Here is a 9,765-nt window from a genome sequence, read left to right on the forward strand (position 1 = left end):
GAGCACCTTGCCGGTCTTGTCGACCAACTCGCAACCGGCACCGACCTTGGCGACCGAGTCATTGATCAACTCTTTGGTTTCCTTCGCGGCGCTGGCACTACGCTGCGCGAGCGTGCGAACTTCGGAGGCCACGACCGCAAAGCCGCGCCCCTGCTCACCGGCGCGCGCCGCTTCGACGGCTGCGTTCAATGCCAGCAGATTCGTCTGGAACGCAATCTCGTCGATCACACCAATGATCTCGGCGATACGATTGCTCGCACCGTTGATGGCATTCATGGCCGTGACCGCATCGGCGACCACCTTGCCACCGCCGTCGGCCAACTGCCGAGTGTTGATCGCGAGCTGATTGGCTTGCTTGGCGTTATCCGCCGTCTGCTTCACGGAGGCCGTCATCTCTTCCATGCTGGCAGCGGTTTCTTCCAGCGCGGACGCCTGTTCCTGAGTGCGACGAGACAAATCATCGTTGCCCTGCGCGATCTGCCGGCTGGCCACCGCCACTTGCGACGCGCCGTCGCGAACGCCTGAAACGATGCCGCTGAGCTGACGCTGCATGTCGCGTAGAGCCGCCATCAAACTACTGTTATCGCCAGCGGCCACATCGATACGGAAGGTGAGATCGCCCTGCGCGACACGGTTGGCGATCTGCGCAGCCTGTTGCGGTTCGCCGCCGATGGGGCGAATCACCAGTCGATTCAACATCCAACCCATGCCGACCGACACCAGCACGATGCTGAACAGTCCGAGCAGGAGCGCGACGTTACGCAGCTTCTGCACTTCAGCGAGCATGCGATCTTCGGGCACTTCGATGGCCAGCGACCACGGCGTCTTCACGCCACCGACATGCACCGGCGTGAACAGCTCGGTCACTTGCGTATCTAATGTTTCGTTGAAGATACTTCTGCGCAAGGACCGGCCATCCTTGATCGCGCTGATGACTTCGGCTGAGCCGCTGAACGACTGGCCAACGTGCTTCGCATCTCGGTCGCTGACGTAAGTGCCGCCGCTGGAGAACAAGCTGGCATAGCCCGTCTCATAGACGCGGATGGCACTGATGGATTCTTGCAAGTCGGCCAGCGCGATATCGACACCCGCCACGCCGACCACGCGACCACCGATGACGATGGGCACGGCCAAGCTGGTCATGAGTGTGTCCTTGCCGCCGACGTTGTACTTGTACGGTTCGAGAATGGTTTGCTCGCGGCTGTTCTTGGCGATCTGGTAATAGTCGCCGGCACCGCTCTTGTCGTAGTCGACCAGGGCCTCGACACTCAGCGTGCCGGTACCGCGATTCCAATAAGGAACATAGCGACCCGACGCGTCATGACCGGGCTTGCTCACGTACTCGGCATCTTTGCCGTCGAATGCATTCGGTTCCCAACCCGTCCAGACGCCAAGCAGCCGCGGGTTGTCCGCAAGCACGCTCTTCAAGATGGCATCGGCACGGGCGCGATCGGTGAGGCCAGCGGCCTTGAGACCGGACAGTGCCTGTGCGACACCGCGAGCGGCGTCCAGCGCCCCCACCAGCTCCGCCTCGACGGCAGTCACATGAGTCTCGGCCAGTTGCCCGGCGTACTGCAGCGCTGAATCCCGCTGCATGCTGCTGGCTTGGTAAGTCAACACGGAAACGGTGACCGCGAAACCTGTCAGAACAAACAGCACGATCACGCCGAGCATGCGCGTACGCAGGCTCATGTTTTGTCCAGCCGCCATGAATTGCACCCTGATTTGCTGCGGGAAACCCGCATACGAGCGCCCACGCAGGGGCTCGTAACAGAATAACGGCGGCTGTGGCTGAAGCTTTAGGGTTCGCAGAAATCCGCTAGGTTGCTTAGGGAAGAAGCCAGGCCGGCCTGATGATCTTCCGGCTGGATGCCCGGCGGCACATCCTCACAACGGACCGTAACCTGCGTGCCCTCGGGCACCGGAAGAAACGTCCAGGTGATGGTCATCTCACCGGCGAACTGAGGATCGTCGGATTGAAACTCGACGATCTGTACGATCTGCCGGTCTGGGATCAAAGCCACGAAGCGGCCCTGCACGGCATCGGAATTTTCAGTGGTCTTGCCGCTGCCGGCAGCGTCGGGCTGCTGATACGTGAGCACCATTCGATAGCTGCCGCCGACGCGTGCATCGAACTGCTCGATATGACCTTTCATTCCCTCCGGCGGCAGCCACTGCATGAGTGCCTGCGGATCCATGTGGGCGCGGTACAGCGTGGCCGCAGAGGCAGCGATGATTCTAGAGGCGGCGTCGACTCGCGGCGTCGATTGCTCGAACTCGTGCAGATAGCACGCCGGCGAGCTGTACTCGCGCGGCTCATCATCATCGGATTTCTGGGAGCTCACGTTACCCTCCTCGCCGGAGAGTAACGCAAGCTCACCCGAAAGTCAGACCAGACTCATCGGCCAGTCAATCGTTTGATCAACTCAGTCTCCGCTGCTCGATACGGTGTGCCATCGGCGCGGAACACTTCATGGAACCAAATGGTTGGCGGCTCCAGCGTGTAAGGCTTCTTCCAGGAATCCCACGGAAAGCGCGTCTGAGTTTTGCCGTCGACCAGGCCCCAGTTGACCATGGCAACGTTATAGCGTTTGCCCAGCGGCAAGGAGTTATCGAAGGTCGAACCATTACCACGCGCCATGTACTCCGTGCACAGCAACGGCCGACCGTAAACCTGCAGCTGTTTCACGCGACGCTCGAACGTCTCCGGCCAGCTGTAGTCGTGGAACGAAATCACATCCGACTGCACGATCTGAATCTTTTCGATGGCCGTGAGCTTTTCCATGGACCAGTCATCGTGCTGCCACAGACCGCTGGTCAGCGGCTGGGTCGGCTTCTGCGAACGTGCCCAGTCGAACACCTGACCGAGCAACTGCTCCACATACTTTTGTTTGCCGGCATGCTTCGGATAGTTGCCGCCGCCATCGTTGTCCGGCTCATTCCAAACGTCCCACGCCAGAATGCGATCATCCTTGGCGAACGCACCGACCACACCCAACACGTATTCACGCAGCTTCGGATACCCCGACGCATCTTCCAACCGTGCGCGGCCAGGAGCCTGCACCCAACCCGGGTTATGCACGCCAGGAATCGGCGGATGTTGCGGACCGAGCTTGGGCTCCGGATCCCAACAGCTGTCGAACAACACGAAAATCGGTTTGATGCCATTACGAGCAGCGATCGCCAGGAACGTATCGATGCGCTGCTTGAAGCCCTTGGCATCCTGCTCCCACAACAAGTTGTGGAGATACACACGCATGGTGTTCATGCCGATGCCGCGCGCCCAGCCGAGTTCCTTTTCGATGGTGGCCGGATCGAACGTGTCAGCCTGCCACATCTCCAGCTGATTGATCGCGTTGGCCGGAATGTAATTGGCGCCGACCAGCCACGGTTGTTTGTTGTACCAGTCGTGCGCTTGTTGAGTACTCCAACGCTCGGCGGCATAGGCCGGCGCCGCTATTAGCAACACCGCCTGGAGCAACAAGGCGAGCACGGTGGATAGGGTTCGAGTCATGGCGTTTCTCCTGCGAAAAACCGATAGACGATCACATTGCGATAGCTGGCACCCGGATCGAGTCGCGCCGAGCCGAACTGCGGTTGATTGGGCGTATCAGGAAACAATTGAGGCTCGAGCACCAGCGCATCGCCTTGGCGATACGCACGGCCTGACTTACCGATCACCGAGCCGTCCAGAAAGTTGCCTGAGTAGAACTGCAGCGCCGGCTGATTGGAGAGCAGCTCGAAGCCGCGGCCGCTGGTGGGCTCCTGCACTCGCGCGAGTAGGCGCGGCTCCTTGGCCACATCCTTCGCGATGACGAAATTGTGATCGTAGCCTTTGCCGAACACGATCTGCGGCTCGCGTGCCTCACGAACTCGTGCGCCAATCGCTACCGGCTTGCGGAAGTCGAACACGGTGCTGGCCACGGGCTGCAGCTTTCCAGTGGGAATCAACTTGTCATTCACCGGCGTGTAATGCTCGGCCGGAATCGTGAGCACATGCCCCATCGCAGCGACGGCCGCGCCCTCGCCTGCCAGATTCCAATACGCATGATTGGTGATGTTGGCGATGGTGGGTTTATCGGTGGTCGCCGTGTACTCGATGCGCAGCTCATTGGCTTCGTTCAACGCATAGGTCGCGAACACGGTTAGCGTGCCCGGATAGCCTTGATCGCCGTCGGGGCTCACATAGCGCAAGCGCACGGACGCAGCGTCACCCTGCCCCACGCCGACGACTTCCCACAGAACTTTATCGAAGCCACGCTCGCCACCATGCAACGAGTTGCCATGATCGTTCTGCGGTGTCTGGTAGGTCTTGCCGTCCAGCTTGAAGCGGCCATCGGCCAGACGATTGGCAAAGCGGCCCACGGTCGCACCGAAATACTCGGACTTGGTGAGATAGCCCTCGAGCGATGGGTAACCCAAGGTCACATCCGCCGGCTTGCCATGGCGATCCGGCATAGTTAGCGACTGCAGCGCGGCGCCGTAAGCGATGATGGAAGCCGTGACTCCTTTGGAGTTACTGAGCGTGACCTTCTCGACCGACCGCCCGTCGGGCAATTTGCCGAACGACGCTCTAGCGTATTCAGCGGCGCTGGCGGTCGCGCTCAGCAACGACATCGCGCCGATCAAGCTCATCGACACGGCGCCAAACAACGTGGCGCTTCTCGGACGTCTCGACATCTATCCCCCTGACAATCTGCGAGTACTAACCGTGATAACGAAACGGAGCCAAGCCGCGCACCTGCGGATCGACTTCGAATAGGCAACCAGCGTGCGGCTGGTCCGCTACGCCATCGAACGCCGAGGTCACAAACATTCGATCCAGATTCGGCCCAGCAAAGGTGCAGTTGGTGATCTGCGACGCCGGCAACTCGATACTTCGCTGTAACTTGCCTTGCTCATCGAAGCGGCTCACGCGACCGCCGCCCCAGTGCGCCACCCACAGGCCGCCTTCGCTATCGACGGTCATGCCGTCCGGGCTGCCCCAGTCCGACGCGAACTCGATGAACACAGCGCGTTCCGATAACGAGCCATCGTCGTGAGAGCGGAAGCGATAGATGACGCCCGCGTGTGAGTCGGTGTGATACAGATAATTGCCGTCGATGCTGAAGGCCGGTCCGTTGGCGACGGTGTAGCCCTGATCCACGCGTTCGACGTTGCCATCGACATCGAGTCGATACAGCGAGCCGGCTGGCTGATCTGCGGCAATCGGCATAGTGCCCGCCCAGATGCGACCGTGACGATCGGCCTTCGCATCGTTGAGTCGATTACTGGCGGGATGCGCTGGCAACGCTTGCAACGGCGCGCTGCGCACGGGATCCAACGTCAGTTCGTGGAAGCCGGAAGCGAATCCCGCGATGAAGCCTGGCCGGCGTTCGCGCTCGATCAACCAGCCGACCATCTCCGGCATGTCCCAGCTGTAGATCTCGCGGGTCAGCAACGACAAGCGATGCACTTGACGGTCGAGAATGTCGACCCAGAACAGCGCTTGCTGACGCTGCGACCACAGCAGGCCTTCGCCCAACCGATCTCGCCGCGACCTCGCAATGATCTCGAACGACATGCCGCGCTCTAGTGACTATCGCGCAGGTTGTCCACGGTCTGCGCCAGGCGCTGATACTTCACCGCCATCTCGAGCACCGCACCGGTTTCGAACTGACCGGTCAACGAGCGATGAATCTCTTGCCACGGCGTTTGTGACTTGGGATACGTCGGACCCGCAGCCTCGGCTTCCTGACGACGCTGCGCGAGTTGCTGATCGTCGATCAGCACGCGCACTTCGCGACGTTTCAAATCGATGCGCACGCGATCTCCGGACCGTAGCAACGACAGGCCGCCGCCAACAGCCGCTTCCGGAGACGCATTAAGAATCGACGGTGAGCCCGACGTTCCGGACTGCCGCCCGTCGCCGATACAAGGCAGCGCGTCGACGCCGGCACGAATGAGCGCCGCAGGCGGACGCATGTTCACAACCTCGGCGCCACCCGGATAGCCAATGGGCCCGGTGCCGCGAATCACCAGAATCGAACGATCGTCCACGCCCAGCTCCGGATCATCGATGCGCGCGTGATAGTCCTCCGGCCCGTCGAACACCACGACCTTGCCTTCGAACGCATCCGGATCGAGCGGATCGGACAAGTAGCGCGCGCGGAATTCCGGCGAGATGACACTGGTCTTCATGATCGCCGAGTCGAACAAGTTGCCCTTGAGAACCGTCAGCCCGGCCGTCGGTTTCAGCGGCCGTGCGTACGGCCGAATCACATCTTCATCGAGGCTGCGAGCGCCGGCGCAGTTTTCACTGAGCGTCTTGCCGTTCACGGTCATCGAGTCGCTGGCGATCAGTCCGGCCCGCATCAACTCGCCGACCACTGCAGGCACACCGCCGGCGCGATAGAAATCTTCGCCGAGATATTCGCCGGCGGGCTGCAGATTCACCAACAGCGGGATGTCGTGACCTTCGCGCTCCCAATCTTCCAGCGTCAACTCGACGCCGACGTGGCGCGCGATGGCGTTGAGATGAATGGGCGCATTGGTGGAACCGCCGAGTGCCGAGTTGACCCGAATCGCATTCAGAAAGGCGTTGCGGGTCAGAATGTCCGAAGGCTTGCGATCGGCATTGACCAGCTCGACGATGGTGCGCCCGGTGCGCCAGGCACACTCCTGACGATCGCGATAAGGCGCCGGAATGGCGGCCGAACCCGGCAACGACATGCCGAGCGCTTCGGTCAACGAATTCATGGTGGTGGCCGTGCCCATGGTGTTACAAAAACCGGTCGACGGTGCCGCCGACGCCACCAGGCGCACGAACCCTTGGTAATCGATCTCACCGGCGGCCAGCATGCTGCGCGCTTTCCACACGATGGTGCCGGAGCCGACGCGCTTACCTTCGTGGTAGCCGTTGAGCATGGGGCCCACCGACAACGCGATGGCCGGCAGATTCACGGTCGCCGCCGCCATCAAACAAGCCGGCGTGGTCTTGTCGCAGCCGATGGTCAACACCACGCCATCCAGCGGATAGCCGAACAGCGTCTCCACCAGACTCAAATACGCCAGATTGCGATCCAGACCGGCGGTCGGCCGCTTGCCGGTTTCCTGAATCGGATGCAGCGGAAATTCCAACGGAATGCCGCCGGCTTCGCGAATGCCCGCTTTGACGCGCTCGACCAGCACCAGGTGCTGGCGATTGCAGGGCGTCAGGTCGCTGCCGGTCTGCGCGATACCGATGATGGGCCGCTGGCTCTGCAGCTCCTCGATGGACAATCCATAGTTCAGGTACTTCTCTATATAGAGCGCCGTCATGTCCGGATTGGCTGGATTGTCGAACCAGGCGCGCGAGCGCAATTTCCGCTGCCCCTGAGCACTATCGATCATGCAATTCCCCTGCTGGCGCGAGCCGCCAGTTGCCTTTGGCGAGGTCGCAGTCTATAAAGCCTATATATCATATAAATCAATCCGGCCGCGACGAAGATAGCAGAAGCGCCCGCAAATACCAGCGGCCCGCGCTGCAGCCTCGACCGGACGGCACATGCTGTGAGGACTCGAACAGGTGGGATCCGCTCCGCTACGACTGGCCCTGGTGGGCATCGGCAAGATTGCCCGCGACCAGCATTTACCGGCGTTGGCGCGCGGCGATGGAGTCGAACTGGTCGCGGCCGTGAATCGCGACGGCCCGGTGACCCAGCTCGCCACTTTCCCGGATATCCCGTCGCTGCTCGCTTCCGGAATACGGGTCGATGCGGTCTCGCTCTGCACCCCGCCCGCAGGTCGGCACGAACTGGCGAGCACGGCGCTGGAGGCTGGACTTCACGTAATGTTGGAAAAGCCGCCGGCCGCGAGCGTTGCCGAAGTCGATGACCTCGCACAGCGCGCTCGACGACGCGGCAAAACGCTATTCACGACGTGGCATTCGCGTGAGGCCAGTGGCGTCGAACCGGCTCGCGCGTGGCTGAGTCAACGTTCCATTGCCAGCGTGCAAGTGACTTGGAAGGAAGACATTCGAGTCTGGCATCCAGGCCAACACTGGATCCTGCAAGCAGGCGGCATGGGCGTATTCGATCCCGGCATCAATGCGCTTTCCATCCTGACGCGCCTGTTGCCGGGCGTCCTGAAATTACAATCGGCCTCGCTCTCGGTGCCCAGCAATTGCCAATCGCCGCTGGCTGCTGAGATAGTGTGGTCGCACGGCCAGACGCGTGTCGCAGCCTCGTTCGACTTTCTCTATGCAGGCGCACCTCGTTGGGATATAGAAGTGCGCACCGACGCCGAGATGCTGCTGCTGACCGATGGGGGACATCGCTTGTACATCGACGGCACACCGCAGGTCGCCGGACGCAATGAAGAATATGCCCGGCTGTACCACCGCTTCGCTGAGCTGATCAGCACCGGCACCAGCGACGTGGATACCACACCGCTGCAATTGGTCACCGATGCATTCAGGTTCGGCCAGCGCCAGGCCAGTGCCCCGTTTCATTTCTGAGAACAACACATGCAGCTTGCCACGATCGATCTGGTCATCATCGTCATCTACGCCATCGGCTTGTTCGCCCTTGCACAGTGGGTCTCACGCGAACGCGGCGGCAAGGAAAAGGATTCGGCCGAGTACTTTCTCGCGTCCAAGACGCTGCCGTGGTGGGCCATCGGCGCTTCGCTGATCGCCGCCAACATTTCGGCCGAACAGATCGTCGGCATGTCCGGCTCGGGCTTCGCCATTGGCCTCGCGATTGCGTCGTATGAGTGGATGGCGGCGCTGACGCTGCTGATCGTCGGCAAATGGTTCCTGCCGATTTTCCTCAAGAATGAGATCTACACCATGCCGCAGTTCCTCGAGCAGCGCTACGGCACGCGTATTCGCACGTTGATGGCCATCTTCTGGCTGGGCCTGTACGTGTTCGTCAATCTCACCTCCATCATCTGGCTCGGCTCCATCGCCATGGCCAAAGTCGCCGGCATCGATCAGAACCTCGCGCTGATCGGGCTCGGCGTGTTCGCGCTCATCTATCAACTGCGCGGCGGCCTGCGCGCGGTGGCGATGACCGACATCGTGCAAGTGTCGCTACTGGTGCTGGGTGGCCTGCTGGTCTCCTACCTGACGTTGAACGAAATCAGCGGCGGCAACGGCGTGGCGGCTGGCTTCTCTACCCTGCTGCAACGTGCGCCGGATCATTTCCACATGATCCTCGACTCGACTCATCCCTATTACAAAGACCTGCCCGGCCTGTCGGTGCTGATCGGCGGCATGTGGATCGCCAACCTCAGCTATTGGGGTTTCAATCAATACATCATTCAACGCGCGCTGGCCGCCAAGAGTCTGGCGGAGGCACAGAAGGGTGTGATTTTCGCGGCGTACTTGAAGCTGCTGATGCCCGTCATCATCGTGCTGCCCGGTATCGCCGCCGTGGTGCTCGCGCCGGATCTGGCCAAGCCCGATGAAGCGTATCCCACCATGATGCGGCTGTTGCCGACCGGCATTGCGGGCTTGGTGTTCGCGGCGCTGATCGCCGCAATCATCGCGTCCACCGCGTCCAAGATTAATTCGATTGCGACCATCTTCACCCTGGACATCTATAACAAGGCCGGCCAACCCAAGCCTGAAAAGCAATTGGTGCTGGTGGGCCGAATCACCGCCGTAGTGTCCATCCTGCTGGCCATCGTCACAGCACGACCGCTGCTCGGCAGCTTCGACCAGGCGTTTCAATACATCCAGGAGTACACCGGCTTTTTCACGCCGGGCATCGTCGTGATCTTCATGCTCGGTTTGTTCTGGAA

Annotated in this window: 8 protein-coding genes; 2 read left to right on the forward strand and 6 right to left on the reverse strand. The window is 61.1% G+C overall.

The window, feature by feature from the left end:
- From JNL55_RS27295 to JNL55_RS27320, 6 genes are all read right to left on the reverse strand, one after another.
- Nucleotides 1-1,710 (reverse strand): methyl-accepting chemotaxis protein (locus JNL55_RS27295; protein ID WP_293862047.1); only part of this gene is annotated, 1,710 nt, incomplete at its 3' end.
- An 89-nt stretch (nucleotides 1,711-1,799) separates the two neighbouring features.
- Complete coding sequence (locus JNL55_RS27300) at nucleotides 1,800-2,345, reverse strand: SRPBCC domain-containing protein (protein WP_293862050.1); 546 nt, start codon at nucleotides 2,343-2,345, stop codon at nucleotides 1,800-1,802.
- Nucleotides 2,346-2,398: 53 nt separating this feature from the next.
- On the reverse strand, nucleotides 2,399-3,514 hold the full coding sequence (locus JNL55_RS27305; protein ID WP_293862053.1) for an endo-1,4-beta-xylanase: 1,116 nt from the start codon (nucleotides 3,512-3,514) through the stop codon (nucleotides 2,399-2,401).
- On the reverse strand, nucleotides 3,511-4,635 hold the full coding sequence (locus tag JNL55_RS27310) for an aldose epimerase family protein (protein WP_415923175.1): 1,125 nt from the start codon (nucleotides 4,633-4,635) through the stop codon (nucleotides 3,511-3,513). The genes JNL55_RS27305 and JNL55_RS27310 overlap by 4 nt, the downstream gene beginning before the upstream one ends.
- 70 nt (nucleotides 4,636-4,705) lie before the next feature.
- Nucleotides 4,706-5,563 (reverse strand): SMP-30/gluconolactonase/LRE family protein, encoded by an 858-nt coding sequence (locus tag JNL55_RS27315; protein ID WP_293862059.1) that lies wholly within the window; start codon nucleotides 5,561-5,563, stop codon nucleotides 4,706-4,708.
- A gap of 8 nt (nucleotides 5,564-5,571) precedes the next feature.
- Nucleotides 5,572-7,371, reverse strand: a complete 1,800-nt coding sequence (locus tag JNL55_RS27320; protein ID WP_293862061.1) for an IlvD/Edd family dehydratase — start codon at nucleotides 7,369-7,371, stop codon at nucleotides 5,572-5,574.
- Nucleotides 7,372-7,546: 175 nt separating this feature from the next.
- On the opposite strand from JNL55_RS27320, the gene JNL55_RS27325 reads away from it, so the two are divergent.
- Nucleotides 7,547-8,476 (forward strand): Gfo/Idh/MocA family protein, encoded by a 930-nt coding sequence (locus tag JNL55_RS27325; protein WP_293862064.1) that lies wholly within the window; start codon nucleotides 7,547-7,549, stop codon nucleotides 8,474-8,476.
- A gap of 9 nt (nucleotides 8,477-8,485) precedes the next feature.
- On the forward strand, nucleotides 8,486-9,765 hold a 1,280-nt coding region (locus tag JNL55_RS27330; RefSeq protein WP_293862067.1), incomplete at its 3' end, for a sodium:solute symporter family transporter.

Origin of the sequence: Steroidobacter sp. (genome assembly GCF_016790065.1) — a bacterium.
GTDB lineage: Bacteria > Pseudomonadota > Gammaproteobacteria > Steroidobacterales > Steroidobacteraceae > Steroidobacter.

Excerpts from the sequence above, each read along its gene's own strand:
- JNL55_RS27305 (WP_293862053.1), bottom strand. The coding sequence starts at position 3,514 with ATGACTCGAACCCTATCCACCGTGCTCGCCTTGTTGCTCCAGGCGGTG.
- JNL55_RS27310 (WP_415923175.1), bottom strand. The coding sequence starts at position 4,635 with ATGAGCTTGATCGGCGCGATGTCGTTGCTGAGCGCGACCGCCAGCGCC.
- JNL55_RS27315 (WP_293862059.1), bottom strand. The coding sequence starts at position 5,563 with ATGTCGTTCGAGATCATTGCGAGGTCGCGGCGAGATCGGTTGGGCGAA.
- JNL55_RS27320 (WP_293862061.1), bottom strand. The coding sequence starts at position 7,371 with ATGATCGATAGTGCTCAGGGGCAGCGGAAATTGCGCTCGCGCGCCTGG.